The sequence below is a fragment of the Mesorhizobium sp. CAU 1732 genome (assembly GCF_039888675.1).
Taxonomy (GTDB): Bacteria; Pseudomonadota; Alphaproteobacteria; order Rhizobiales; family Rhizobiaceae; genus Aerobium.
The window spans coordinates 405,939-431,751 of the sequence record NZ_JBDQQR010000003.1; the positions used below are offsets into that span (position 1 = coordinate 405,939).

General features: G+C 62.6%; 23 protein-coding genes and 1 tRNA gene. 9 read left to right on the forward strand and 15 right to left on the reverse strand.

The annotated features are described in order from the left end of the window. Positions 1-177 precede the first annotated feature (177 nt). Positions 178-1,068 carry an N-formylglutamate amidohydrolase gene (locus tag AAFN55_RS23550; protein WP_347801485.1) on the reverse strand — a complete coding sequence of 297 codons (891 nt, stop codon included), beginning with the start codon at positions 1,066-1,068 and terminating at the stop codon, positions 178-180. A gap of 228 nt (positions 1,069-1,296) precedes the next feature. Here AAFN55_RS23550 and AAFN55_RS23555 point away from each other — a divergent pair, with 228 nt between their 5' ends. Both AAFN55_RS23555 and AAFN55_RS23560 read left to right on the forward strand, forming a co-directional pair. Next, on the forward strand, positions 1,297-1,659 hold the full coding sequence (locus AAFN55_RS23555) for a response regulator (RefSeq protein WP_347801419.1): 363 nt from the start codon (positions 1,297-1,299) through the stop codon (positions 1,657-1,659). A gap of 107 nt (positions 1,660-1,766) precedes the next feature. Continuing rightward, positions 1,767-1,841: transfer RNA gene (locus AAFN55_RS23560), tRNA-Val, on the forward strand. Between the two features lie 33 nt (positions 1,842-1,874). On the opposite strand, the gene AAFN55_RS23565 is transcribed toward AAFN55_RS23560, so the two are convergent. After that, entirely contained in the window at positions 1,875-2,093 is a 219-nt protein-coding gene (locus tag AAFN55_RS23565; protein WP_347801420.1) for a hypothetical protein, read from the reverse strand. Between the two features lie 127 nt (positions 2,094-2,220). Here AAFN55_RS23565 and AAFN55_RS23570 point away from each other — a divergent pair, with 127 nt between their 5' ends. Beyond that, positions 2,221-2,598: a hypothetical protein gene (locus tag AAFN55_RS23570; RefSeq protein WP_347801421.1), complete on the forward strand. Its 378-nt coding sequence runs from the start codon at positions 2,221-2,223 to the stop codon at positions 2,596-2,598. Between the two features lie 356 nt (positions 2,599-2,954). Here the strand turns inward: AAFN55_RS23570 and AAFN55_RS23575 are convergent, their stop codons facing one another. Genes AAFN55_RS23575 through AAFN55_RS23585 form a run of 3 tightly spaced genes read right to left on the reverse strand, consistent with a single transcriptional unit; the run spans position 2,955 to position 6,920 of the window. Further along, entirely contained in the window at positions 2,955-4,127 is a 1,173-nt protein-coding gene (locus AAFN55_RS23575; RefSeq protein ID WP_347801422.1) for an iron-containing alcohol dehydrogenase, read from the reverse strand. Positions 4,128-4,144: 17 nt separating this feature from the next. Beyond that, the gene (locus tag AAFN55_RS23580) at positions 4,145-5,530 is read right to left on the reverse strand and encodes an aldehyde dehydrogenase family protein (RefSeq protein WP_347801423.1); all 1,386 of its coding nucleotides are present in this window, start codon (positions 5,528-5,530) and stop codon (positions 4,145-4,147) included. A gap of 19 nt (positions 5,531-5,549) precedes the next feature. Next, positions 5,550-6,920 (reverse strand): glutamine synthetase family protein, encoded by a 1,371-nt coding sequence (locus AAFN55_RS23585; protein ID WP_347801424.1) that lies wholly within the window; start codon positions 6,918-6,920, stop codon positions 5,550-5,552. Positions 6,921-7,283: 363 nt separating this feature from the next. Between AAFN55_RS23585 and AAFN55_RS23590 the strand changes: the two genes are divergently transcribed. Together AAFN55_RS23590 and AAFN55_RS23595 are read left to right on the forward strand one after the other, a co-directional pair. Then, a complete protein-coding gene (locus tag AAFN55_RS23590) occupies positions 7,284-8,474 on the forward strand; it encodes an efflux RND transporter periplasmic adaptor subunit (RefSeq protein ID WP_347801425.1) in 1,191 nt (396 codons plus the stop codon). A gap of 31 nt (positions 8,475-8,505) precedes the next feature. Further along, the gene (locus tag AAFN55_RS23595) at positions 8,506-11,634 is read left to right on the forward strand and encodes an efflux RND transporter permease subunit (RefSeq protein WP_347801426.1); all 3,129 of its coding nucleotides are present in this window, start codon (positions 8,506-8,508) and stop codon (positions 11,632-11,634) included. Positions 11,635-11,705: 71 nt separating this feature from the next. On the opposite strand, the gene AAFN55_RS23600 is transcribed toward AAFN55_RS23595, so the two are convergent. The 10 genes from AAFN55_RS23600 to AAFN55_RS23645 all read right to left on the reverse strand — a co-directional run bounded on the left by AAFN55_RS23600 (position 11,706) and on the right by AAFN55_RS23645 (position 22,452). Then, positions 11,706-12,884: an ABC transporter substrate-binding protein gene (locus tag AAFN55_RS23600; protein ID WP_347801427.1), complete on the reverse strand. Its 1,179-nt coding sequence runs from the start codon at positions 12,882-12,884 to the stop codon at positions 11,706-11,708. A gap of 44 nt (positions 12,885-12,928) precedes the next feature. Then, positions 12,929-14,818, reverse strand: coding sequence for a long-chain fatty acid--CoA ligase (locus tag AAFN55_RS23605; protein ID WP_347801428.1), 1,890 nt, complete (start codon positions 14,816-14,818; stop codon positions 12,929-12,931). A gap of 34 nt (positions 14,819-14,852) precedes the next feature. Then, positions 14,853-15,671, reverse strand: coding sequence for an ABC transporter ATP-binding protein (locus tag AAFN55_RS23610; RefSeq protein ID WP_347801486.1), 819 nt, complete (start codon positions 15,669-15,671; stop codon positions 14,853-14,855). Next, positions 15,671-16,456, reverse strand: coding sequence for an ABC transporter ATP-binding protein (locus AAFN55_RS23615; RefSeq protein WP_347801429.1), 786 nt, complete (start codon positions 16,454-16,456; stop codon positions 15,671-15,673). Before AAFN55_RS23615 ends, AAFN55_RS23610 begins: the two co-directional genes overlap by 1 nt. Beyond that, positions 16,453-17,553, reverse strand: a complete 1,101-nt coding sequence (locus AAFN55_RS23620) for a branched-chain amino acid ABC transporter permease (RefSeq protein WP_347801430.1) — start codon at positions 17,551-17,553, stop codon at positions 16,453-16,455. The genes AAFN55_RS23615 and AAFN55_RS23620 overlap by 4 nt, the downstream gene beginning before the upstream one ends. 4 nt (positions 17,554-17,557) lie before the next feature. Further along, positions 17,558-18,433 carry a branched-chain amino acid ABC transporter permease gene (locus AAFN55_RS23625; protein WP_347801431.1) on the reverse strand — a complete coding sequence of 292 codons (876 nt, stop codon included), beginning with the start codon at positions 18,431-18,433 and terminating at the stop codon, positions 17,558-17,560. A gap of 98 nt (positions 18,434-18,531) precedes the next feature. Continuing rightward, positions 18,532-19,572, reverse strand: a complete 1,041-nt coding sequence (locus AAFN55_RS23630) for a zinc-binding dehydrogenase (RefSeq protein ID WP_347801432.1) — start codon at positions 19,570-19,572, stop codon at positions 18,532-18,534. A 12-nt stretch (positions 19,573-19,584) separates the two neighbouring features. Then, entirely contained in the window at positions 19,585-20,553 is a 969-nt protein-coding gene (locus AAFN55_RS23635) for an NADPH:quinone oxidoreductase family protein (RefSeq protein WP_347801433.1), read from the reverse strand. A gap of 1 nt (position 20,554) precedes the next feature. Next, the gene (locus AAFN55_RS23640) at positions 20,555-21,787 is read right to left on the reverse strand and encodes an acyl-CoA dehydrogenase family protein (RefSeq protein ID WP_347801487.1); all 1,233 of its coding nucleotides are present in this window, start codon (positions 21,785-21,787) and stop codon (positions 20,555-20,557) included. A gap of 17 nt (positions 21,788-21,804) precedes the next feature. Continuing rightward, entirely contained in the window at positions 21,805-22,452 is a 648-nt protein-coding gene (locus AAFN55_RS23645) for a TetR/AcrR family transcriptional regulator (protein WP_347801434.1), read from the reverse strand. Between the two features lie 164 nt (positions 22,453-22,616). On the opposite strand from AAFN55_RS23645, the gene AAFN55_RS23650 reads away from it, so the two are divergent. Genes AAFN55_RS23650 through AAFN55_RS23665 form a run of 4 tightly spaced genes read left to right on the forward strand, consistent with a single transcriptional unit; the run spans position 22,617 to position 25,747 of the window. Then, a complete protein-coding gene (locus AAFN55_RS23650) occupies positions 22,617-23,429 on the forward strand; it encodes an SDR family oxidoreductase (protein WP_347801435.1) in 813 nt (270 codons plus the stop codon). A 10-nt stretch (positions 23,430-23,439) separates the two neighbouring features. Continuing rightward, a complete protein-coding gene (locus tag AAFN55_RS23655) occupies positions 23,440-23,934 on the forward strand; it encodes a MaoC family dehydratase (RefSeq protein WP_347801436.1) in 495 nt (164 codons plus the stop codon). Further along, entirely contained in the window at positions 23,931-24,965 is a 1,035-nt protein-coding gene (locus tag AAFN55_RS23660) for a phosphotransferase family protein (RefSeq protein ID WP_347801437.1), read from the forward strand. Before AAFN55_RS23655 ends, AAFN55_RS23660 begins: the two co-directional genes overlap by 4 nt. A gap of 5 nt (positions 24,966-24,970) precedes the next feature. Continuing rightward, on the forward strand, positions 24,971-25,747 hold the full coding sequence (locus AAFN55_RS23665) for an SDR family NAD(P)-dependent oxidoreductase (protein WP_347801438.1): 777 nt from the start codon (positions 24,971-24,973) through the stop codon (positions 25,745-25,747). The last annotated feature ends 66 nt before the right edge of the window (positions 25,748-25,813 follow it).

The following is a 25,813-nucleotide window of genomic DNA, read 5'->3' on the forward strand; positions in this document are numbered from 1 at the left end:
AAATTTTGCACAGCCCGCCAAACCCGCTTGACTTTTGTGCAACGCAACATAAACTCGGCATCGGACAGGGCGACCTGTCTATGCCCTCCTTGGGCGTTTCCTCCCTAGACTTCGGCCGCAACGTGCAAACGATGCGGTCTTTTTTTTGAATGAAGTCAGAAGGTTGGCTCGGTAAAACTATTCTGCGGCGAGCGGCAGCCCGTGCAGATAGTGTTCCGGGATGGCCATGATGTCGGCCGCAAAACGGGTCAAGTCGCTCGCAAGCGCAGCAAACCCGCTGGTGCGTTCGAACGTCCGCTCATTGAGATAAAGCCCGCGATTCACCTCGATCTGGATCGCGTGCAGCCCGCGAGCAGGCCGCCCATAGTGCTCCGTGATGAACCCGCCCGCATACGGCTTGTTATGAGCGACGGTGTACCCCATGCCCGACAGGATGCCGATCGCAGCCTCGGTGAGCGCCGGAGCGCAAGCCACACCAAAGCGGTCGCCGACGATGAAATCGGGGCGCATGCCATTGTCGCCCAGCCTGATGCTCGCCGGCATCGAGTGACAATCCACCAGCACGGCGAAGCCGAAGCGCGAATGCGTGCGCGTGAGCAGCCGCTTCAGTTGTTCATGATACGGCTTGTAGACAGTCTCGACCCGCATGACCGCTTCAGCGAGCTTCAGCTTGGCCTTGTAGATTTCCTGACCCTCGCCCACCAGTCGCGGCACGGTGCCGAGCCCGCCCGCCACCCGCGCGGATCGCGCATTGGCATGCGGCGGCAGGGGATCGCTGAACATCCGCGGATCAAGCTCCCAGGGCTCGCGATTGGCGTCGAGATAGGCGCGCGGGAAGTTTGCCGCCAGCATCGGCGCGCCGAGCGGAACGGCGCCGCCGAACAGGTCGTCGACGAAGCAATCCTCGGAGCGGCGGATGGCACTCGCATCGAGCTTGCTCATCGCCAGGAATCGGGGCGGGTAGACGCGCCCGCTGTGGGGCGAGTTGAAGACGAACGGCACGCGCTGTTCCGCGGGACTGCGCACCTCAAAGGCCGGTATCGCCCGGAAGTCGTCTGTTGCCGTCATGAAACTCCCGAACACACTCTCGGACCGACCCTCCCGAGCGAAAATGCCATCTGGCTCGGCCCATGTCCAGCCTGCCGCCGGAGCACAAATGCTTTTCAAACCAGCGATTTGCCGGTGGTGAGCGGCGGCGCCATTCACTTGATCTTTACTCTCCCTCCCACATATACCGGAAATGGTTAATGCACCGGCATTCGCCGGGCACCCAATCACGCGATTCGGACGGGAATCATGGCAAGAATTCTGTTGGCGGAAGACGACAACGACATGCGGCGCTTTCTCGTGAAGGCGCTCGAACGTGCAGGCTACGACGTCAGCGACTTCGACAATGGCGCAAGCGCCTATGAGCGACTGCGCGAGGAGCCCTTCTCTCTGCTTCTCACCGACATCGTCATGCCCGAGATGGACGGCATCGAACTTGCGCGCCGTGCGACGGAGATCGATCCGGACCTGAAGGTGATGTTCATCACCGGTTTTGCCGCGGTCGCCTTGAACCCCGATTCCAAAGCTCCCAAGGACGCCAAAGTCCTGTCCAAGCCCTTCCACCTGCGCGACCTCGTCAACGAGGTCGAGAAGATGCTTCAGGCCGCCTGACACGCATCATGACCAGCGCTTTTCAAAAAGCGCTGCAGAGGCGACGAAAGGCGTCCTTTCGTGTCTTGACGCCAGCGACTGCCTGTGGTGTATGCGCGACGTCGGATGGGCGTGTAGCTCAGCGGGAGAGCACTACGTTGACATCGTAGGGGTCACAGGTTCAATCCCTGTCACGCCCACCATCCGAACTCCTTGAAATTGTTGCAAATTTCGCCTCAGAGAGGCCGCCTCACATGGTGGTCGTCAGGTTCATCGAACCGAGCCGAGTTCGATAGGTCATTTTTCGCGATGTCCGGCGTGATCAGCCGAAGCCATGGCGCGACTGTTCTTGTTGCCCGGCCATAGATCAGCCCGACCATCCCCGCACGCTCCATGAGGCTGGCAGCCGCCAGCATGGCGAGGCCACCGAAGAAGAAACTTCGGATCGAGTTCATCACATTTCCCTTCGTTGGAGGTTCCGCGATTACCCGCGTGGGCGGGATTGCACTTCACTTACAAGTTGCAGCTTTTGACTGGTGCGCTAACGTCTCCGCCTGGTGACGAAGCGCGTGAGATAATGCGATGAAGCGAAAAACGATATCGACCTTGGCAATCACATTGGCTCTGGCAATTGCGGCACCTGCCGCGGCTCAAGACATGAACACCTTGGGTCGTCACCTCGAAAACCAGCAATGGCAGCGTCTACAGGACCATCAGAACCGTAACAGGACGATGAAGCCGAGCCGCAATTCCCGCGAGAACAGGCCAAGTCAGTCACGTCAACGGGCGGCGCTCCCTGCCTGCTCCATCGATCTCGTTTCCTCGCGCGATCGACGGCGAATGGAGGCTGAATACAACCGTATCGTTCGGGCATCCGGCTCGAGAAAAGCCGATGCCTGGGCACAGCAGCAAGGTCGAATCCACGCTCGGCAGATGCGCCAGAAGGGCCTCTGTCGCTGACAGGACCATGAGGTGCAAGATGATGGACGGAAGGATGAACTGTGACCGCAGACTTGATCTGGAAAGGCCTATTGGCGGTGGTCGGCTGCTTCGCGGCCGCCTACATTGGTATTGAAGTTCTTGGTGGCGAAGCTCTTGGGTGGATTGCGATGGGGGCCATCCTGGGAGGAACCTGCGCACCGTTATTCCGCACACTGATCCAACGACGTCAGCGTTGATCCAAACACTCATGGCCCTTGAGCGTCGCGCGGCGCAATTCGGCGGTATTTGCGACAGGCCGCCTATTTCAGCCTGCCGCAGAGCCGAGCCCGAACAAGCTCCGCGCCGAACTCGGTCGGAGCTTGTTCGATCAGGCTTTACAGCCGTCCGTCGATCGCCTGATTGAGCAGATCGAGCGCCGCCGCCCGCGTCAACTCGACCGGATTGCCGCCGGCTGTCGGGTCTACGATCGCCATGTCCGCGATGAGGCCCTTGCGCTCGTCGTCCATAGCCAGATCCTTGATCAGCCCAGCAAGTGCGTGCGGAACTTTCAGTTCCTCGCGAAGCGCGAGGATCGCTTTTGCAAAGCCGTCGAAGCCGCCGTCTATACCGAGATAAGCGGACGCGCGTTCGATGCGCTCCTCGATAGCGCTGCGGTTGAAGGCGAGCACATAGGGCATGAAGACGGCGTTCGTCATGCCGTGATGCGTGTCATAGAGCGCACCGATCGGATGCGACAGCGAATGGATCGCGCCGAGCCCCTTCTGGAACGCGGTGGCGCCCATAGCAGCAGCCGACATCATGTGCGCGCGGGCGGCAAGATCGGAGCCATTCGCAAAAGCCTTCGGCAGGTTTTCAAAGGCCAACCGCATGCCCTCCAGCGCGATGCCGTCGGCCATCGGGTGGTAGCCGGGTGCGCAATAGGCTTCGAGGCAATGCGCTAGCGCATCCATGCCGGTTCCGGCGGTGATGAAGGGCGGCATGCCTACGGTGAGTTCGGGATCGGCGATCACGATGGCCGGCATCATCTTCGGATGGAAGATCACCTTCTTGGTGTGGCTCGCCTCATGCGTCAGCACGCCCGCGCGCCCGACTTCCGACCCGGTGCCGGCGGTCGTCGGCACGGCAATGATCGGCGCGATCTTCGAGCCGTCGGCGCGGGTCCACCAATCGCCGATGTCCTCAAAGTCCCAGACCGGCCGCACCTGATGCGCCTGGAAGGCGATGAGCTTGCCGAGGTCGAGCGCGGAGCCACCGCCGAAGGCGATCACGCCGTCATGCTTTCCGCTCTTGAACACCTCGATGCCGGCCGTGAGGTTCGATTCGACGGGATTGGGCTTCACATCGGAAAAGACACCATGCGCCACGCCGGCATCCACCAGCAGCTTCAGCGTCGACGCGACCACCGGCAGTTTCGCAAGGCCCGGATCAGTCACGAAAAGTGGATTCGAGATGCCTACATCCTTCAGGACTTCGGGCAGTTCCGTGATGCGCCCGGCACCGAAGCGGATCGTGGTCGGGTAGTTCCATTTCGAGATGAGGTTGGTCATTGAGATTCTTTCAAAAATCAGATCGCTTCGCGCAGATGATAGCTCTTCGGCCGCGTCAGGTTCTCGTAGCCGACGAGACCCATCGCGCCGCCTTTGCCCGTATCCTTGACGCCGGTCCAGACGAGGCCCGGATCGACATAGTCGCAGCGGTTCATGAAGACCGTGCCCGTCTCGATCCGGTCGCCGAGCGCTGCGGCATGGTCCGTATCCGTGGTCCAGAGCGAAGCCGTCAGCCCGTACGGGCTGTCGTTCATCAGCGCGATCGCTTCCTCGTCGTTACGCACCTTCATGATGCCGACGATTGGCCCAAAACTCTCCTCGCGCATCACGCTCATCTGGTGATTGACGTCTGTCAGCACTTCGGGTGCGAGATAGGGCGAGCCTTCGCGATCGCCATCGACCGCCATGCCGATATGCGCTTTCGCGCCCTTGCGCAGGGCTTCGGCCTTCTGCTCGCGGATGAAATCGGCGAAGCGCGCCTGCGCCATCGGGCCCATCGTAGTCGCCTGATCGAGCGGATTGCCGACGACATAGTTCTTCGTCTCGGCGATGAACCCCTCGACGAAATCGTCGTAAATCGCCTCGTGAACGTAGACGCGCTCGATGCCGCAGCAGCACTGGCCGGAGTTGTAGAACGCGCCATCGACGAGGTTTGCGATGGCGTGGTCGAGCTTCACGTCCGGCAACACATAGGCCGGATCCTTGCCGCCAAGTTCGAGACCGAGGGTCATGAACGTTCCAGCAGCGGCCTTCTCAATCGCCCGGCCACCTCCGACCGAACCGGTGAAGTTGCAGTGATCGACCTTGCCCGAAGCGAGGAGTTTTTCGGTCTGGCCGTGATTGAGGACGATGTTCTGGAACAGCCCTTTCGGAAGGCCTGTCTTGTCGAACGCCTGCTGGAAGCGCTCACCGACGAGCAGCGTCTGTGCGGCGTGCTTGAGAATGACCGCGTTGCCAGCCATCAGCGCCGGCACGATCGAATTGACCGCCGTCAGATACGGGTAGTTCCACGGTGCGATGACGAAGACGACGCCCAGCGGCTCGCGCTTCAGATAGCGGCGGAACCCGGGACGCTCTTCCGGCACGAAGGGGGCAAGCGCCTTTTCAGCCAATCCGACCATGTAGCGGGTGCGCTCCTCGACACCGCCCTTCTCGCCGCCGTAACGCACGGGGCGGCCCATCTGCCAGGCGATCTCCGGCACGATCTCGTCGTTCATGGCGAGGAGCGCGTCGAGGAAGGACAGCAGATATTTCGCGCGCTCCTCGGTCGATACGCGCGCCCAGTCCGCCTGCGCCGATTTCGCGCGCTCCACGGCGGCATTGATCGCCTGCTCGGTCGCGACCGGTCGCTCGACATAGATCGACCCATCGACGGGGGATTTCAGCTTGATGGTTTCAGTCATGATGATCTCTCGATGCCAATCAATATCGCTCGAAGCCGCGATGCAGCTCCCAGTCGGTCACGCGGCGGTCGTATTCCATCTGCTCCCAGCGCGCGGTATGGACGTAGTGCTCCACGACGTCTTCGCCGAACGCGGTCTTGAGCATCTTGGACTTGCTCAGCGTCTCGGTCGCCTCGCGCAGCGTCTTGGGGATCTCCGGCAGGCGGCTCGCCTGATAGGCGTCACCGACGAACGGCTTCTGCAACTCGAGTTGCTCGTCGATGCCGGCGAGGCCGGCGGCGATGAGTGCTGCGAAGGCGAGATAGGGGTTCAGGTCCGCGCCGCCGATCCGGCACTCCATGCGGATGCCCTTGGTGCCCTCCCCGCAAAGCCTGAAGCCCGCCGTGCGGTTGTCTTCCGACCACATGATCTTCGTCGGCGCGAAGGTGCCGGCCTGGAAGCGCTTGTATGAGTTGATGTAGGGCGCCAGGAACCAGGTGAACTCCTTGGCGTATTTGAGCTGGCCGGCAGCCCATTGCTGGCCCAGCGTCGAGAGCGTCCAGTTCGCATCCTTGTCGTAGAACAGCGGCGTCTTGCCATCAGCGCTCCACAGCGAATTGTGGATGTGGCTGGAATTGCCGGCCAGGTCGTAATTGTACTTCGCCATGAAGGAGATCGCCTTGCCCATCTGGCCGGCGATTTCCTTTGCTCCGTTCTTCAGGATCACGTGGCGGTCGGCCATGTCGAGCACTTCGGCATAGCGAACGTTGATCTCTTCCTGGCCGGGTCCCCACTCGCCCTTCGAGTTCTCGATCGGAATACCGGCCGCCTCCATGTCGTTGCGCAGGCGGCGCATCACGTCTTCTTCCTTGCTCGTGATGCCGATCAGGTAGTCGCCGATATAAGGCGATGCGGTGTCGAGGTTGTGCCAGTGCTTGGCACGCGCGGAATCGTAGCTCTCGCTGAAGAGGTAGAATTCCAGCTCCGATGCGAAATAGGCGAGGTAGCCGCGCTCCTTCAGCCGCGCGACATGCTTGCGCAGGATCGCTCGCGGCGAATGCGGCAGGTCGCCATGGGTGTGGTGATCGAGAATGTCGCACAGCACGAGCGCCGTCTTCTCGAGCCACGGCACGGTGCGGATCGTGCCGAGATCCGGCTTCATGACGAAGTCACCATAGCCCTTCGACCAGCTCGCGGCCTTGTAGCCGGGCACAGGCTCCATATCGATGTCGTTGGCGAGCAGGTAGTTGCAGCCATGTGTCTCATCATAGGCGGATTCGACGAAGTACTTGGCGAGGAACCTCTTTCCGATCAGGCGTCCCTGCATGTCGACGGCGCATGCCAGAACGGTGTCGACGTCACCGTCGGTGACGGTCTTCTTCAACTGATCGAAAGAGAGATTGCCTGCCATCATGGACTCCGTTGCTGTGCTCCGGCGCGCTATGCCGCAATGCGAAGTCCTTCGCCCGCGTATCGCCCCACCAATACGCCGCGCACAATGCCGCGCCTGCGATTGGCTTACCAGCGGTAAAAACGCTGGAGGCCCATGCTGTTTCGCAAACCACGCGCGCGCGCCAACGCGGTGCGCGCCGGACGCAAGTGCAAGCCTCACATGGCGGAGCGGTCGGGTAACGGGTAAATTACCGATATTTAATGTTATATCTGGTGCATTGCTCCGGAACTGTTGGCATAAGTGCTGCAGGAGGGATGCGCTGCAGCGGCAGTTGGGGCGGCGGTCCCGATTTGCATGTTTGGTGGTCACGAATCCCCGCGGATGACCCCCGCCTGGTATCCGGAGATCGGCATGTCGTTCCTGAAACAAATCCTCGTCGCGCTGGTAACGGTTGTCGTTGCAGGCGGGCTTTGGATCTCGTTCTTTCCAGGCGCGCCGGAAGTTCTGTCGCGCTGGGGGATCGACTGGGCCTCCGCGTCCGTGCCGGAGCGCACCCGGCAGGAACAGGCCGGCGGCGGATTTGGCCAGCAGAATGCGATAGTGGTGTCCGCCGAAATCGGTTCGTCCACCATCAACGACCGTCTCTCCGCGATTGGCACCGGCCGGGCGCTCAGCACCGTTTCCGTGACGCCCTTCGCTGCCGGACGCCTCAACGAAATCCTGGTCCAGTCCGGGTCACGCGTCGAGGCAGGCGACATCATCGCGACCCTCGATTCCGACACCGAGGAGATCGCCGTCGACCGCGCGCAGATTTCGCTGGAGGACGCGAATTCGCGGCTGGAACGCGTCCAGGCGCTGCGAACCTCCAACACGGTCACGGCCGTGCAGTTGAACGAAGCACAACTCGCCGTCAACAATGCAAGGCTTCAACTCCGCGATGCCGAACTGACGCTGTCGCGCAGGTCGATCGTCGCGCCGATTTCGGGCATCGTCGGCATTCTTCCCGTCTCCGCAGGCAATTATGTCACCGCGCAGACCGAGATCGCCACGATCGACGATCGGTCTCGCATCGTCATCGATTTCTGGGCGCCGGAGCGCTTCGCCGGGATGATTTCCGTCGGGCAGACAGTAACCGCTTCCTCTGTCGCCAGGCCCGGACAGAGCTATGAAGGCGTTGTCAGTGCGGTCGACAATCGCATCGACTCGCAGAGCCGCACACTGCGCATCCAGGCAAGCATCGAAAACGAAGACGATACGTTGCGCGCCGGCATGTCGTTCCAGACGCAGATGCAGTTCCCAGGCGACACCTATCCGTCCGTCGATCCGCTGGCGATCCAGTGGGGCACCGATGGCGCGTTCGTCTGGCTCGTCCAGAACGGCGTGGCACGGCGCGCACCGGTGACGATCATCCAGCGCAATACGGAAAGCGTTCTCGTATCGGCCGACTTCGGCGACGCGAATGCCGTCGTGACCGAGGGCATCCACTCGGTGCGCGAGGGCGCCGAGGTTCGCGTCGTGAGCGGCCCCGGCGGCGCGCAGCCGCAGGCCGCGATATCCCCGACAGATTCCTAGGCCCGCGGGCGCGACATCAGGGAGAATGCCCGTGAGCGAAGGGGCCAACACCACGAACGACGGCGGGATCACAGCACTTTTCGTGCGCCGTCCCGTGCTCGCATTCGTCATCAACACGCTGATCACCGTTGCGGGTCTTGCAGCCTTGTTCGGCGTGGAAATCCGCGAACTGCCCGACGTCGACCGCCCCGTCATCACGGTCACGACCGATTTCACCGGCGCGTCCGCCGAATCCATCGATCGTGAACTGACCGCGACGCTCGAAGGCGCCATCTCCCGGGTTTCGGGCGTGAAATCCATCTCATCATCCTCGTCCTTTGGACGCAGCCGCGTGACGGTGGAATTCAATGACGGCGTCAACCTCGACACGGCCGCATCCGACATGCGCGACGCTGTCGGTCGCGTGCAGAACCAGTTGCCTGACAATGCCGACATCCCGCGCATCGTGAAAGCCGATGCGGACGCGCAGGCGGTGGTCCGGCTGGCCGTGACGTCCGACACGATGTCGGTCGAAGACATGACCGTCTTCGTCGAGGATCAGATCGTCGATGCCTTTGCCTCCATCCCAGGCGTGGCGGACGCCCAGGTTTACGGTGACCGCGCCAAGATTTTCCGCATCGACATCGACCAGTCGCGGCTCGCCAGCCTCGGCCTGACTGTCGGCGATATCAGCACCGCGTTGTCCTCAATGGCGTTCGACACGCCTGCAGGCTCGCTGACCAGCAACACACAGGACCTGATCGTCCGTGCGACGGCATCGATTTCCACGCCGGAGCAGTTTGAAAATCTCGTCATCGGCGACAATGCGCGCCTGCGCGATGTCGCGAGCGTCACGCTCGGTCCCGACATCGGCACATCGCAGCTTCGCGCCAATGGCAAAAGCGGCATCGGCATAGGCATCGTCCGCGCTGCGCAGTCCAACACCCTGGAGATATCGCAGGGCGTTGCAGCCGCAGTCCAGCAGATCAAGCCGACCTTGCCCGAAGGCATGGATATCTTCGTGACCAGCGATGACGCGGTCTTCATCGAAGGCGCCATCCACGAGGTCGAGATCGCGCTCGGCATATCGGCAACCGTCGTTCTCCTGATCATCTTCGTGTTCCTGTGGGACGTGCGCGCCACGATCATCCCCGGGCTTGCCATGCCCGTCGCGCTCATCGGCACGCTCGCCGCGATCTACCTCGCAGGCTTCTCGCTCAACATCCTGACGCTCCTTGCGCTGGTGCTGGCGGCCGGTCTGGTGGTGGACGACGCGATCGTCGTTCTGGAAAACATCGTCCGGCGACGCAACGAGGGCATGGGTCCACGCGCAGCCGCGGTTCTCGGCACGCAGGAAGTGTTCTTTGCCGTTGTCGCGACGACCGCCACGCTCGTGGCCGTCTTCGTCCCGCTCTCCTTCCTGCCGGGCCAGACGGGCGGTCTGTTCCGCGAGTTCGGCTTCACGCTCGCCATCGCAGTTTTCCTCTCGTCGATCGTGGCGCTCTCGCTCTGTCCGATGCTCGCGTCGCGAATGCTCAAGGCCGGTGTGGTGGAGAGCCATGGCAGCGGGCCGAATGGTGGCATCGGCGGAAAGCTTGCGGGCTTTTATCGCCACACGCTGCGCGCATGCCTCAACGCCCCTCTCGTGGTCGTGCTCGTGGCCGTGATCACCGCAGGCATCGCAGCAAGTCTCTTCGGCACGATCCGCAGCGAGTTGACCCCGTCGGAGGACCGCTCGTCCGCCTTCGTGCGCGTCTCGGCACCGCAGGGCGTAAGCCTCGACTACCTGTCTCAGCAGATGCGGCGCATCGAGGAACTGATCCAGCCGCTGCGAGACAACGGGGAAATCGCCAGCACGTTCGCCATCGCGGGCCAAGGCGGCCAGCAGAACAACGGCTTCATCGTCATGTCGCTTTCGCCCTGGTCCGAGCGCGAGCGCAGCCAGCAGGAAATCCTGAACGACATCACGTCACGCGTGCAGAACGTGCCCGGCGTACGAGCCTTCGCCTTCCAGCCCAACAGCCTCGGCATTCGAGGTGCGGGCAGCGGGCTGCAGTTCGCGGTGGTCGGAAACAGCTATGCCGATCTGAACCGTGCAGCACAGGCCATCGTGACCGACATGGAGCAGGATCCGCGCTTCCGTCAGGCCCGGTTGAGCAACGAGACGACCCAGCCGCAGCTCTCCGTCGCGATCGATCGCGACCGGGCCTCGGATCTTGGCATCGACATCGCCGGCCTCGGGGCCGCGATGCAGGCGATGCTCGACGGCCGGGAGATCGGCACCGTCTTCATCGAGGACCGTGCTTTCGATGTGAAGCTGGTCTCGACGACCAACCCGATCAACGACCCCACGGATTTGGAAAACATCTTCCTGAAGGCTCAGGATGGCCGCTTCGTGCCGATGTCGACCATCGCAAGCCTCACGGAACAGGCTGTCGCGCCCTCGCTTGCCCGCGAACAACAGCAGCGCTCGGTGGCGATCACGTCGGCGCTCGCGGGTGATTTCGCGCTCGGCGACGCCTACGCGGAGGCGCAACGCATTGCCGAGCCGCATCTGCCGGCCGGCAGCCGCATCATTCCGCTCGCGGAAGCCGCGACGCTCGATGAGACCTCGGGCGGCATGGTGACGATCTTCGGGTTCGCGATCATCATCATCCTGCTCGTTCTGGCGGCGCAGTTCGAAAGCTTCGTCAGCGCCATCATCATCATGGCGACGGTCCCGCTCGGCCTCGCCTGCGCCATCTTCGCGCTCCTGCTGACCGGCACGAGCCTGAACGTCTACAGCCAGATCGGCCTCGTCATGCTGGTCGGCATCATGGCCAAGAACGGCATCCTGATCGTGGAATTCGCAAACCAGTTGCGCGATCGCGGCCGCAACGTGCGCGATGCGATCGAGGAGGCGTCGAACATCCGCCTTCGCCCGGTCATGATGACGATGCTGTGCACGATCGTCGGTGGCCTGCCGCTGGTCATGGCGAGCGGTGCGGGTGCCGAAGCACGCATCGCGCTCGGCTGGGTGATCGTCGGCGGTCTCGGCCTGTCGACCATCTCGACGCTCTATCTGACGCCGGTCGCCTATCTTCTCATCGGTCGTTTCGTCACGCCGCATGTCGAAGAGGAACAGCGGTTGCATCGCGAGATGCGAGAGGCGCAGACGCCCAAGTTGCAACCGGGCGAATAGCCGCCGGCACTTCGAAACGAAAAACGCCGCGCGGCTCACACCGCGCGGCGTTTGTCATGTCTGCTCAGTCGTTACTGTGACTGGGTCGGATCGACACGGCCCACTTCGCGCCACATGCCGCCTTCGACGCGGTTGATGACGATCATGTCGGCGCCCTGATGGTCGTCCGGACCGTATTTCACGTCGCTGTCGGCGATCGGATCATGGAATGAAAGCGATTCCATGCCCGCCTTGAAGCTCTCGGCTGTCAGATCCTGGCCGGCAGCCTCGATCGCCTTCACCAGCGTGTTGGCGGCGCTGTAGCCAAGCTGAGCTGCCGTTCCCGCCGGTTCGCCATTCGCAGTCTGATAGGCTTCCGCCCATTCCTTGACTTCCGGATTGTCCATGCGGGCTTCGAAGTCGGACCAGCCGGCCGCCGCATAATACCCTTCCGTCACGCCTTCCGGCACCTTCGCGACAGCCGTGTTCATGGCAGCCGAGCCGCCGATGAAGGCAACGTCCGTCCAACCCAGCTTCTTGGCCGTTCCGTAGGCAACGATCGTCTGGCGCACGCCGATGCCTGTCGCGACGATGTCGCAACCCGCTTCCTTGAGCTTCTGGATCGAGCCGACGAAATCCTGCTCGTCAGGCTTGTGGGTGGTTTCCGAAGCGTAGTTGAGCCCCATCGCCTCGGCCTGGTCGCGCGCGCCCTCGAACACTTCGAGGCCGAAATCCGACGGGATATACATCGCGCAGATGTCCTTGGCGTCGTTCTGCTCGGCGAGCATCTTCACCGCGGCACGAAGCTGGTCGTAATAGGACGACGTACCCGTGTACTTGTAGGTGATGTCGCCTTCGATCATCTGGCGTCCTGCCGTCAGCGGCGAAACGTTCGCCACCTGCTTGGCTTCCATGATCGGGAAGCCGGCGATGTTGTGCGGCGTGCCGAGGTTCAGGATCATCGCGAAGACCTGATCGGAATTGATCAGCTTGTTGAAGTTCTGCACCGCCTTGGGAACCTGGTAGCCGTGGTCCTCCACCACGAACCGGATCTTGCGGCCATGGATGCCGCCCGCTTCGTTGACCTTGTCGAACATCTGCTGCGCCGCCTTGATGGCGCCGACGTTGAACGCCGCGAAGACGCCGGACAGGTCGCCGTTCGAGCCGATCACGATTTCAGTATCGCTGACGCCCTGCGTCGCATGTGCCGCCGAGGCAAGGCCCGCGGCAAATGTCGCAGCAAGTATCGTCTTTCCGATCGTATGCTTCATATTCACTCCTCCTGGTTGTTCCCGTATTCCTTCGTATGGCCTCCTCAGCCATACATCTCGTCGAGCAGCTTCTTGTGCTTCTGTTCGACGAAGCTGCGCTTCAACTTCATCGTGGCTGTCAGTTCCTCATCTTCGGCTGTCAACAGCACATCGATCAAGCGGAAATCCTTGATTTGTTCTACGCGGGCGAACTCCCTGTTCGTATCGGCGACGACACCGCCGATCAGATCACGCACCTCCTGCGCCGCGCAGAGCGACTTGAAGTTGTTGAAGGGCACCTTCCGGTCCTGCGCGAACTTTTCGACATTCTCCTGGTCGATCATGACCAGGCAGGTCAGGAACTTGCGCTTGTCGCCGATCACCACCGCGTCCGAAATGTAAGGCGAGAACTTCAGCCGGTTCTCGATCTCGGCCGGCGTGATGTTCTTGCCGCCCGCGGTGATGATGATGTCCTTCACGCGCCCGGTTATCGACAGGAAACCCTCATTGTCGAGACGGCCGACATCGCCGGTGCGCAGCCAGCCATCTTCGGAGATCGTTTCGGCCGTCTTGTCCGGCTTGTTCCAGTATCCCTTGAAGACGTTCGGTCCGCGATACTGGATCTCGCCGTCCGGTGCGATGCGCACCTCGCTTCCCGGCACGACAGGTCCGACGCTGCCGGTCTTGCTCCGCTCCAGAAGATTGACCGAGATGACGCCGGAACTCTCCGTCATGCCGTAGCCCTCCAGCACCGTGATTCCCACGGCGCGATACCATTTGAGCAGGTCCGGCGAGATCGGGGCGGCACCCGTCGTGCCACGGCGCAGCCGGTCGAAACCCAGCATGCGTCGCAGATTGTGAAGCAGGACGAAATCCCAGAACGCGTAGGCCATGCGGGTGCCGAGCGGCACCGGATCGCCGTTTTCGAGCGCCGCGCCGCGCGCCATGCCGGTCTTGAGCGCTTGCGAGAACGCCCATTTGCCGAGCATGGTGGACTCGCTCGCCATGATCGTGACGCGGCTGTAGATTTTCTCCCAGACACGCGGCACCGCCGTGAAGACATGCGGGCTGACTTCGCGGACATTGTCGAAGACCGTCTCCGGGCTCTCCGCGAAGTTCACCGTCGACTTGAGCCCGATCGGCGTGAACACCGTGATGAGGCGTTCGAGGATGTGGCAAAGCGGCAGGAAGCAGACCTGCTCGTCCGAGGGCTTCACCGGCAGTGTCAGAACCGACCCGATGACCGAGGCGATGATGTTGGAATGGCTGATCATCGCGCCCTTGGGTGGCCCTGTCGTGCCCGACGTATAGACCAGGATCGCGGTATCATCGGGATCCGACCGCGCGATTTCCTCGTCGAACCGGTTCGGATGCTCCTTCAGGTAGGCGCGGCCGAGCGCATAGAGCTCGTCGAGAAAGATCACCTTGTCGTCGGCAAAATCGTGCAGGCCGTCCCGGTCGTAGATGATGACGGTGGCAAGGCCCGGCATCTCGTCCTTCACCGAAAGATACTTGTCGAGTTGCTCGTCATTTTCCAGGAACAGGAAGCGGCTGTCGGAATCGTTGACCAGATAGCGAAGCTGCGCTGCCGAATCCGTCGTGTAGACGCCAGACGCGATCCCACCCACCGACTGGACGCCGAGATCGGTATAAATCCATTCCTTGTTGTCTTCCGACAGGATCGACACCACCTCGCCGCGCTTGAGCCCGAGCGAGATGAGCCCGAGCCCGATCAGGCGCGCATGGTCGTAAAAATCCGTCCACGTGTAGGACAGCCAGATGCCGTAGTCCTTTTCGCGGTGCGCGACCGTGTCGCGCAATTCCAGGCACCGCTGGCGAAAGAGTTTCACCAGCGTGTTGCAGCCGTCGAAATAGAATGGCCCCGTCGTCAGGTCAGCGTTGAACGAGTGGCCATCCACCGTCTGCATCTGAGGCAGCTTTTCTGCGATCGTCATGAACTCCTCCCAGAGTCTTGGCGCGAGTTTTTGCCTATCGCCAGGTCTTCTTCTGTTTCCACCGTTTCTGGCCGCGCTGGCTCTCCTCCTGCACGCCGAGATAGAACTCCTGAACGTCCTTGGACTGCAGCAGCCGGTCCGCCGTATCGGCCATCACGATGCGCCCCAGTTCCATCACATAACCATAGTCGGCCACTTCCAGCGCGACCTTGGCGTTCTGCTCGACCAGCATCATCGTGACGCCCTGCTCGCGGTTGAGCCGCTTGATGATCTGGAAGATTTCCTTCACCAGAAGCGGCGACAGACCTAGGCTCGGCTCGTCGAGCAGCATGAGCTTCGGTTTCGCCATCAGGCCGCGCCCGATCGCCAGCATCTGCTGCTGCCCGCCCGACAATGTGCCCGCCGCCTGCCGCCGGCGCTCGGCCAGGATCGGGAAATAGGAGAACACCATCTCCTGATCGGCCTTCACCCCGTCGGCATCCGAGCGGATGAAGGCGCCCATCTTCAGGTTTTCCTCCACGGTCAGAAGCGGGAAGACCTCCCGGCCCTCGGGCACGTGAACGATGCCCGCACGCACCACCTTGTCGGGGTTCGCGCCCGCAATGTTCTGCCCGCCATACATGATCTGCCCCTTCTCGGGGTCCATCACGCCGGAGATGGTCTTCATCAGGGTCGTCTTGCCGGCGCCATTGGCGCCAAGCACGGTCACGATCTGCCCGCGCCGCACTTCGAGGCTGACACCCCTGATCGCCATGATCGGCCCGTAATAGCTCTCGATGTTCTGGATCGAGAGCACGACATCTTTCTGATCGCTCGCGGCAGGCACGGCAGCGCTTGTCGTCGTGGTCCCCATCATGCCACCACCTGCTCGTTCTGGTCGGAAACCCCGATATAGGCCTCGATGACCTTCGGATCGCTCTGCACCTCCTGCGGCGTGCCGAGCGACAGCATCTTCCCGTCCGCCAGCGCCAGCACACGGTCCGAAACGGCGGATACGAGATGCATGTCGTGCTCGACCATCAGGACCGTCACCCCCATCTGCTTCTTGATGTCCTCGACCCAGTAGGCGACGTCCTGCGTCTCCTCGACCGAGAGGCCCGATGCCGGCTCATCCAGCAGAAGCAGACGCGGCTCGATCGCCAGCGCACGGCCCATCTCCACCACCTTGCGCACGCCATAAGGCAGTCCCGCGATGTACTTGTCGCGGTAGGCCTGGAGGTCGAGGAAATCGATCACCTTCTCGATCGCCTCGCGATGCCGGCGTTCCTCGCGGCGAACGAAGGGCGTGAAACCGAGTTCGGTCCACATCGTGCTCTGGCGATGCCGATGGCGGCCGACCAGCAGGTTCTGCATCACCGTCGCTTGGTCGAACAGTTCGATGTTCTGGAACGTCCGCGCGATGCCCAGCCGGGCGATCTCGTGCGGCGCCTTGTCGAGGATCGTCTTGCCGTCGAAGCGGATGTCGCCCTCGGCGGGATTGTAGATGCGCGAGATGAGGTTGAAGATCGTCGACTTGCCCGCGCCATTGGGGCCAACGAGCGCGAAGACCTCCCCCTCTTCCACGTTGAACGACACCTTGTTCACCGCGACCACGCCGCCGAAGCGCAGCGTCACATTGTCGATCTCCAACAGGCTCATCGCATGCGCTCCGTCTTGAGATAGGATTTCTGGCGGCGGAACATGTCCTTTCGGTAGAACGGGAAGAGCTCGAAATAGGTTCGTATCTTCACCCAGCGTCCATAGATGCCCATCGGCTCGAACAGGATGAACAGGATCAGGATCCCGCCGAAGAGCGCCGATTCGAGACCGGGTATGGCGATCGAGCTCCCGCCCAGGAACTGGTTCAGGAACGTGCGCGACAGCGAGATCGCCTGCGGCAGGAGCGCCACGACGGCCGCGCCGAAGAATGCGCCGTGGATCGAGCCCAACCCGCCGATCACGATTGCCAGCAGAAGCTGGATCGAGATGATGATGTTGAACGTCTCGTTGTTGAAGATGCCGGCGAAGTGCCCCATCAGCGCACCGGCCAACCCCGTGACGCCTGCCGAAATGCCGAATGCGACGGCCTTCGTCCGCGCGACGTTGACGCCCATCGCCTGCGCCGAGATTTCGGAATCGCGGATCGCCGCAAACGAGCGCCCGAGGGGCGAACGCTGCAAGTTGCGGTACAGAAGCACCACCAGCAGGGTCACCGCGAGGACGAGGTAATAGAGCCTGTCCGGGTTGCCGTAGCGATTGAAGCTCAGGCCGAAGATCTCGATATCCGGGGCCATCAGCCCCATCACGCCCGCCGTCAGCGGCTCCGCGACGACGATCAGATCGTCGGTCAGGATCGAGATCGCCAGCGTGCCGATGGCGAGATAGATGCCGTGGAGTTTGGTCATCGGCCGGGCGATGACGGCTCCGGCGATTCCGGCGATCAGGCCGGCCAGCGGAAACGACAGGATGAAGGGCAGGCCCAGCCTGGTCTGCAGCAGCACGTTGGCGTAGCAGCCGACGGCGAGGAACGCGGCATGTCCGAGGCTCGCCTGACCCGACTGCCCGACGAGGATCATCAGCCCCATGCAGGCGATGGCCCAGATCAGCAGATTGGTCATCTCGCCGATCGCGAACGTGCTCATGACGAGCGGCAGCCCGACGGCGATGACGAGCAGAAGGACGTACCATCCGGCCTGAGCGCGATGACGGAACAGGTTGATGTCGGCGTCGTACGATGTCTTGAAAACGGTCCGCATCAGCTCACACCTTCTTCTGGTGGACCTGGGCGAGAATGCCGTGCGGTCGGAAGATCAGGATCAGGAACAGCAGCAGATACGGCATGATCTGCGAATAGCCGGCTGCGATGTACCGGGAGGCGAAGGGCTCGATCAGCCCGACGATGATGCCGCCGAGCAAAGCGCCCGGCAGGCTGCCGAACCCGCCGATGACGGCAGCCGCGAAGGCCTTGATGCCGAGCAGGCCGATCGACGGATCGATCGATCCTTTCGAGGCGAAGAGGATGCCTGCGACCGCAGCGACCATGCCGGCAAGCGCCCAGATCAGCGAGTGCACCCGCTTGACCGGGATGCCCATATAGTAGGCCGCTAGCTGGTTCTGCGACGAGGCCTGCATGGCGACGCCGAGCTTCGTGCGGTTGAAGTAGAAATAGAGCACCACTGTCAGAATGACCGTGACGAGGATCACCATGATCTCGTCCAACCCGAGGACGAGGCCTCCGAGGCGGACGTCGCGCCCCGCGATGGGCGATTGCAGGGAGATCGGCTCATGCCCCCAGATGAGGCCGGCCATGAAGCGCAGCACGAAGCCGAGCGCGATCGTGAGGATGATGACGGCGACCTGGCTCTGGCCGAACATGCGGCGCAACACGACGAGATCGAGCGCGTAGCCGAATGCCCCCATGATACCGATGGCGATCGGCACGGACAGCCAGAAGGGTAGTCCCATGAATTGCGGGTTGGTCAAACCGAGACAGATGAAGGCGCCGAGCATCATGAAATCGCCCTGGGCGAAATTCACCGCTTCCGTAGCCTTGTAGATCAGCACGAAGCCCATCGCGATCAGGCCGTAGACACAACCATTCGCGAGGCCGCTGACGATCAGCTGCAAGACGTCCAAATACGTTCCTCCTCCAACGGACACGCGATCTGACGCCGCGCTGTCCCGATTCTCCTCCTCGCGCCGTCCTCCTCAAGACAGCGCGCCCTCCTCAAATCCTATGGTGCAATGAACACCTTTCCGTTCGGCTTGGCGAGTTCTTCTGCAACTTTTCCGACAGCTTCCGACATCGGCACCACCGCGGTGACGTCCGTTGCCCAGCGTCCGTCGGAAAAGCGCTTCTGCGCCTCCATGACCGCATGCACGCGGCGCTCGGCCGGCACGCTGCGCATCCATTCGGTAAGCCAGAAGCCCTCGATCTTCTTGTGCATGAAGATCATCTGGCCAGGCTCAGGAATGGCGGTCGCGGTCTGGTCGAGCCGTCCATAGATGATCCAGCGCGCCCTCTTGGGCATCGCGTTGAAAAGTGCGCCTGCAAGCGGGCCCGTCACGGCGTCGAGGAAGATGCGCGGCTTTTCCTCGCGCATCACCTCCTGCATCTTCTGCGCGAAGTCAGGCGCGTCGGCATTCAGGACATGGGCCGCGCCTGCCTTCAAAAGCAGCGGGATTTGCTCGTCGCGACGCACGATAGCGATCGGACGGAAACCTTCGTCCTTGGCCACGCCCATGATGAGCTTGCAAAGCTGGCTCGCGCCGGCGGTCAGCACGAAGGCCTTCTCGCCTTCCTCGCGAACGATGTCGAACATCGCAAGCGCGGTCAGCGGATTGACGATCATCGCGGCAGCATCTTCGTCGCGGACGCTGTCGATGATCGGAATGCAGGCTGCCGCATCCGCAACGGCGTATTCAGCCCAGCTTCCCCAGTTGGAAAGCCCGGTGGCGAACGCGATCCGCTTGCCCATCATCGCCTGCGCGGCCGGGTCCTCGCCGGCAGCGACCACCTCGCCGACACCCTCGAAGCCCGCCGGCCTGCCTTTCGCGCGCGGCTGGCCGTACATGCCCTTCACGAACATCACGTCGGACGGATTGATCGAGGCGAGACGGACCTTCACGAGCACCTCACGGCCGGTCGGGGTCGGCACCTCGATCGTGCCCGCCTCGACATAGGGATCCATCGCTTCGAGAACGCTGCCGGACGGAGTCTTTGTATAGCCGTCCTCCGTGAGGAGCAGCGCGTTCATGGTGGCTGGAATGCTCATGATGTCAGGCCTTCATGGCTTCAGGATGATCTTGCCGGTCGATCCACGACCGAGCACACGCGTCAGGACCGTAGCTGCATCGCTAAGCGGATAGACGCCTTCGATGACCGGCTTGACCTTGCCGCTCATCAGCCAGCCGAGCAGTTCCTTCATGTTGTCGGCGTAGGCGGCAGGCTCCTTCTGCGTGAAGGCACCCCAGAAGACGCCGACGACGCTGTAGCTCTTCACGAGCGTCAGATTGACCGGAAGCTTGGGGATCGTGCCCGACGCGAAGCCGACGACGAGCAGCCGACCGCCCCAGCCCATCGAGCGTGACAGCGCGTCGAAGGCTTCGCCGCCGACCGGATCGAACGCGACATCGACGCCTGCGCCACCGGTCGCAGCCTTCAATTCGTCCTTGAGGTTGTCGTAGCCGAGAACGATATCGGCGCCGGCATCCTTCGCGACCCGGCGCTTGTCTTCGGTCGATGCGACACCGATGACCTTCGCGCCCATCGCCTTGCCGATCTGGACGGCCGCGACGCCGGTCGCGCCCGATGCGCCGAGAACACACAAGGTCTCGCCCGCCTTGAGCTGGCCGCGCTGCTTGAGCGCGTAATGCGAGGTGCCGTAGCCGCACATCATCGCGCACGCATCCTCGCCCGAGATGCCATCGGGCAGCGGCATCACCGCCGATTCAGGCGCGGCGACCTTTTCGGCATAGGCGCCCAGCGAACTGACCGCACCGACCCGGTCGCCAACCTTGTAGCGCGTGACCTTTTCGCCCACCGCGCTGACCCGACCCGCCACTTCCATGCCCGGCACGAAGGGAACGGGCGGCTTCATCTGGTAGAGGCCCTGGACGAGCAGCCCGTCAGGGAAATTGACGCCGATCTGCTCGGCGTCGATGACCACCGTGTGCCCTTCCGCCTTCGGCTCCGGCCAGTCTGCGTAGACGAGCTGGTCGAGCGGTCCGAAGTCGTTCGCGACGATAGCCTTCATATCAAACCTTCTGCTGGGTGTATTTCTTGAGTTCTTCGCGCGCGACCTGCCGGCGATGGACCGCGTCGGGTCCGTCAGCCAGCCGCAACGTGCGCAGATGCGTCCAGGAGCGTGCCAGCGGCGTATCCTGGCTGATGCCCTGACCGCCATACATCTGCACGGCTTCATCGGTGATCTTCAGGGCGATGCGCGGCGCGATCACCTTGATCTGGCTGATCCACGGCGCGGCGGCTTTCTTGTCGCCCTGATCGATCATCCACGCCGCCTTGAGGCAGAGCAGGCGCGCCATCTCGATCTCCATGCGCGATTCCGCGATGATGTCGAAATTCGCGCCAAGCTGCGCCAGCGGCTTGCCGAAGGCCTCGCGGCGCATCGCACGCGTGCACATCAGTTCCAGCGCCATTTCGGCCTGCCCGATCGCGCGCATGCAGTGATGAATGCGGCCAGGCCCGAGGCGGCCCTGCGCGATCTCGAAGCCCCTGCCCTCGCCCAAAATCATGTTGTTCGCCGGCACCCGGACATTCTCGAATTTGAGATGGAGGTGGCCATGCGGCGCGTCGTCGTCGCCATAGACCGTCATCGCGCGGAGCTTGGTGATGCCGGGCGTATCGGCCGGCACGAGGATCATCGAGTGCTGCTGGTGCTTTGGACGCGCATCGTCCGGCGTGCGAACCATCGTGATGTAGATCGCGCAGCGTGGATCGCCCGCTCCCGACGACCACCATTTCTCGCCGTTGAGCACGTAGGAATCGCCGTCGCGCTCGCACCGCATGGCGATGTTGGTGGCATCCGAGGATGCGACATCCGGCTCGGTCATCAGATAGGCGGAGCGGATCTTGCCGTCGAGCAGCGGCTTCAGCCAGCGCTCCTTGTGTTCGTCGGCACAATAGCGCTCCAGCACTTCCATGTTGCCGGTGTCCGGCGCGGAACAGTTGAACGTCTCGGCGCCCAGATGCGCCTTGCCCATCTCCTCGGCGAGATAGGCGTACTCGACAGTCGACAGGCCGTAGCCGCGATCGGAATGGGTCAGCCAGAAATTCCACAGGCCGCGTTCGCGCGCCTTCGCCTTCAGCCCTTCGAGGATTTCGGTCTGGCGTGCCGTGTAGCTCCAGCGGTCTCCCTCCTTGCCGACTTCGGCCAGGAACTCTTCGTCGAGCGGGATGATCTCGTCGCGCACCATGCGCGCCACCTTCTCGTGGATCGGCTTGACCTTCTCGGTCATGCCGAGATTCATGTCGGGGTTCCTGTCGCTCATGCCTGTAACTTTTCCTCCTTGCCGCCCAGCCCACGATAGGCGCAGACGACGACCTGTCGTGCAATGTCTTCCCTGTCCGCCTGTGTCTCGCCGACCCGCGGCGCGTACCAGAAGATGGGTGAATTGAGCGTCATGAACATCAACTGGTTGGCGATGCTCGGATTGTCGAAAACGAAATCGCCTTCATCCCGCGCCGCGAAAGCGACCTCGCGAAACATGTTGCCGTACCGTGTCCGGTAATCGATCAGTTCGCCATAGACGTTTCGCTGCTCGGGCGTGGTCGCACCGCGAAGATGCATCTCGACGCCCATCCAGACCGCGCGCTGGAAGGGCTTCGTGTTGATCATCTGCAAGACATGCACGAAGGCCATGCGCCGCCAGCGGGCGGCCGCGGGTCCTTTCAGCGAGCGGTAGGGTTCGACGGCTGCGAAGTTCATGTCCATTCCCGCACGAAACACTGCGGCGAACAGATCGGACTTCGAGCGGAAGTGATGGTAGATTCGGCCCTTCGTCGCGCCGAGGCTGCGGGCGACATCGTCGATGGACGTTTCGGTGTATCCGCGATCCATGAAACAGCGCGCTGCCGCCTGCAGAATGTCGGCGCGCGAGCTCTCCAAAACCTGATCACGGACGCCAAGCGCCATCGATCGCTGATCCTCCCTCATCCGCAGTGCCGGCCCGACCTCAAGCCTTGTGCCTTTTTCAGATCGGGCCTTTACCTGTATCGAAATGATGAACATACTACTGGGTATGTTGTCAACGCGGCCTCCGGTTTTTCCGTCTGCCCGCGTCGCAAGAGGGAGGATCGATGACATATCTTCAGGATCTGTTTTCCGTCGAGGGCAAGACCGCGCTCGTCACCGGTGCTGCGACGGGTATCGGCCGCATGGCCGCGACCGGCCTGATCAGGGGCGGCGCAAACGTCCTGATCGCATCGCGCAAAGGCGCTGACTGCGCGCGCGTCGCCGACGAGCTGAATGAACTGGGCGGCGGCAGGGCCGAGGGGTTTTCAGGCGACGTCAGCACGCAGGAAGGCGTCGAGGCGCTCGCGGCAGAGGTCGCCAAGCGCACCGACAGGCTGAACATCCTCATCAACAATGCCGGCGTGTCGTGGGGCGCGGACTTCGAAAGCTTCCCCTACAGCGCCTGGGCGAAGGTGCTGAACGTCAACGTGACAGGCCTTTTCCACCTGACGCGCGAGTTGACGCCGCTGCTGCTCAAGGCCGCGAGCGACGCCGATCCGTCACGCATCATCAATCTCGGCTCCGTCATGGGCACGCAACCGATGGCCGATGGCGCCTATTCCTACACGGCCTCGAAGGCTGCCGTGCATCATCTCACGCGGACGCTGGCGAACGAATTCGCGGAAAAGCGCATCACCGTCAACGCGTTCGCGCCCGGCCCCTTCCAGAGCCGCATGACGGCGTTCGCCACCGCCAGTGAGGAACAGGCCGAGACTGTCGGCAATCGCGTTCCGATCGGCAGGATTGGCGCTCCGGATGACATCGCCGGTGCGACGCTGTATCTGTGCAGCCGAGCGGGGAGCTACGTAACTGGCGCGATCCTGCCGTTGGATGGGGGCCAGTCCGTCCAGCACGGGATGTCGCTGTTCAAGGAATGACGCAGAACACATGAACCAAAGCCCACTAAAGCCGCTTCCGATGCAGGAAGCACTGGACGCGGTTGGAACGGAGATCGGCCTGTCGCCGTGGCGGGTCGTCTCCCAGGAGATGATCGACAAGTTCGCCGACGCGACTGACGATCACCAGTTCATCCATGTCAACCCTGAGCGTGCAGCGGCCGAGACACCGTTCGGCGGCACCATCGCGCATGGCTTCCTGTCGCTGTCGCTGCTGTCGACCATGGCCTACGAAACGATCCGCCCGCTCGAAAATGCCGGCATGGGCATCAATTACGGCTTCGACAGGCTGCGCTTCGTGACACCCGTCAAGTCGGGCGCGCGCGTCAGGGCGCGCTTCGTCCTTGCCGAACTGGTCGCGCGGCCATCGGGTTGGGTGCATATGAATTACGACGTGACCATAGAGATCGAGGATTCCAAGAAGCCCGCCCTCACCGCCCGCTGGCTGACGCTGGCGGTGATCGAGCGCAAGAAAGAGAATGCATGAGCGACGCCAACGCGCTCGATTCTGCTGCACTCGCGCCCTATCTCGAGGCGCATGTCGAAGGCTTCCACGGGCTCCGCTCGATCACGAAGTTCAATGCCGGCCAGTCGAACCCGACCTACAGGCTCGACGCGCAGAGCGGCAGCTACGTGCTGCGCGCCAAACCTCCGGGCGAACTTCTGAAATCCGCGCACCAGGTCGATCGCGAATATCGAGTGATGAAAGCGCTGGCGGGAACGGCCGTACCGGTGCCGAACGTATTGCACCTCTCGGGCGAGGATTCGCCGATCGGGCGCATGTTCTACGTCATGGCCTTCGTCGAGGGGCGCATCCTCTGGGACCCGGCCTTGGCAGATCTCGCATCCAATGCGGAACGCGAAGCCGTCAGCGACGCGATGAACACGGTTCTCGCCGCCCTCCACGACGTCGATGTCGAGCGGGTCGGCCTCTCCGACTACGGCAAGCCCGGCAACTATTTCGAACGCCAGCTTTCGCGCTGGAGCAGCCAGTACCGCGCATCCGAGACCGAAAAGGTCGAGGATATGGACCGGCTGATCGAATGGCTCGAGCAGAACCTCGTCGCCGATGACGGCGTGGTGTCGCTGGTCCATGGCGACTACCGCCTCGACAACATGATCTTTGCGCCAGACCGGCCGCAGGTCATCGCGGTTCTGGACTGGGAGCTCTCCACGCTCGGCCATCCCTTTGCCGATATCGCCTATCAGTGCATGCAGTGGCGCCTGCCCAACAATTCCGGGTTCCGGGGTCTCGGCGGCATCGACCGCAAGGCCGTGGGCTTGCCCACCGAGGAAGAGTACGTCGCCCGCTATTGCGAGCGGCGCGGCATTGCCGGGATCGACAACTGGATTTTCTATCTCGCCTTCTCGTTCTTCCGGCTCGCCGCGATCTGCCAGGGCGTCTACAAACGGGCGCTCGACGGAAACGCGTCCAATCCCGAAAAAGCCAAGACCTACGGGCAGGCGGTGCGGCTTCTGGCCGGGCTCGCCCAACAGGCGATCAGCGAGAGAAAGTGACCCTCATGGGACGTTTCGACGGGCTCACCGTGCTCATCACCGGCGCCACGGGCGGTTTCGGAAAGCGCTCGGCTGAGCGTTTCGCCGCTGAGGGCGCGCGCCTCGTGCTCTCGGATATCGACGGGGATCGCCTGCAAGCGACAGCCGCCGCGCTCGACGCGGAAACGGCCATTCTCGCCGGCGACGTCTCGGACGAAACGCTGTCGGAAAAGCTCGTCGCGCTCGCGGTGGAGCGCTTCGGCGCCCTGCATGTCGCGCTGAACAATGCCGGCATCGCGCAGAGCTTCGTCAAATTCCCGAACCTTCCCTCCGACGAGGCGCGGCGCATCATCGACGTCAATCTGATGGGCGTCTTCTACGCGATGAAGCACCAGCTTCCGGTGATGGAAAAGCAGTTCCGCGCAAACCAGACCAAGAGCGCGATCGTCAACATCGCATCCGTCGCGGGCATTGCCGGCGCGCCCCGCCTTGCCATGTATGCCGCCGCCAAGCATGGCGTCGTCGGACTGACGCGCTCGGCGGCCGCCGAATACGCCACCAAGGGCATCCGCGTGAACGCAGTCTGCCCGTCCTTTGCACGGACCCCGATGCTGACCGACACGATCTACATGGCGGGCGCCGACACGGAAGCTGCCGAAGCGGACATCACGCGTGGCGTGCCCATGAAACGCGTGGCGGAAATCGACGAGATCATCGAGGTGATCCTGTTTGCGGCCGACCCCAAGAACTCGTTCATGACGGGACAGACGCTGGCAGCCGATGGCGGCATCACCGCTATCTGATCCTGAGCATCGGACCGAAAAGTGGAATCCGGTTTTCGGGCTATTCCGATGCTCAAACAGGTAGAT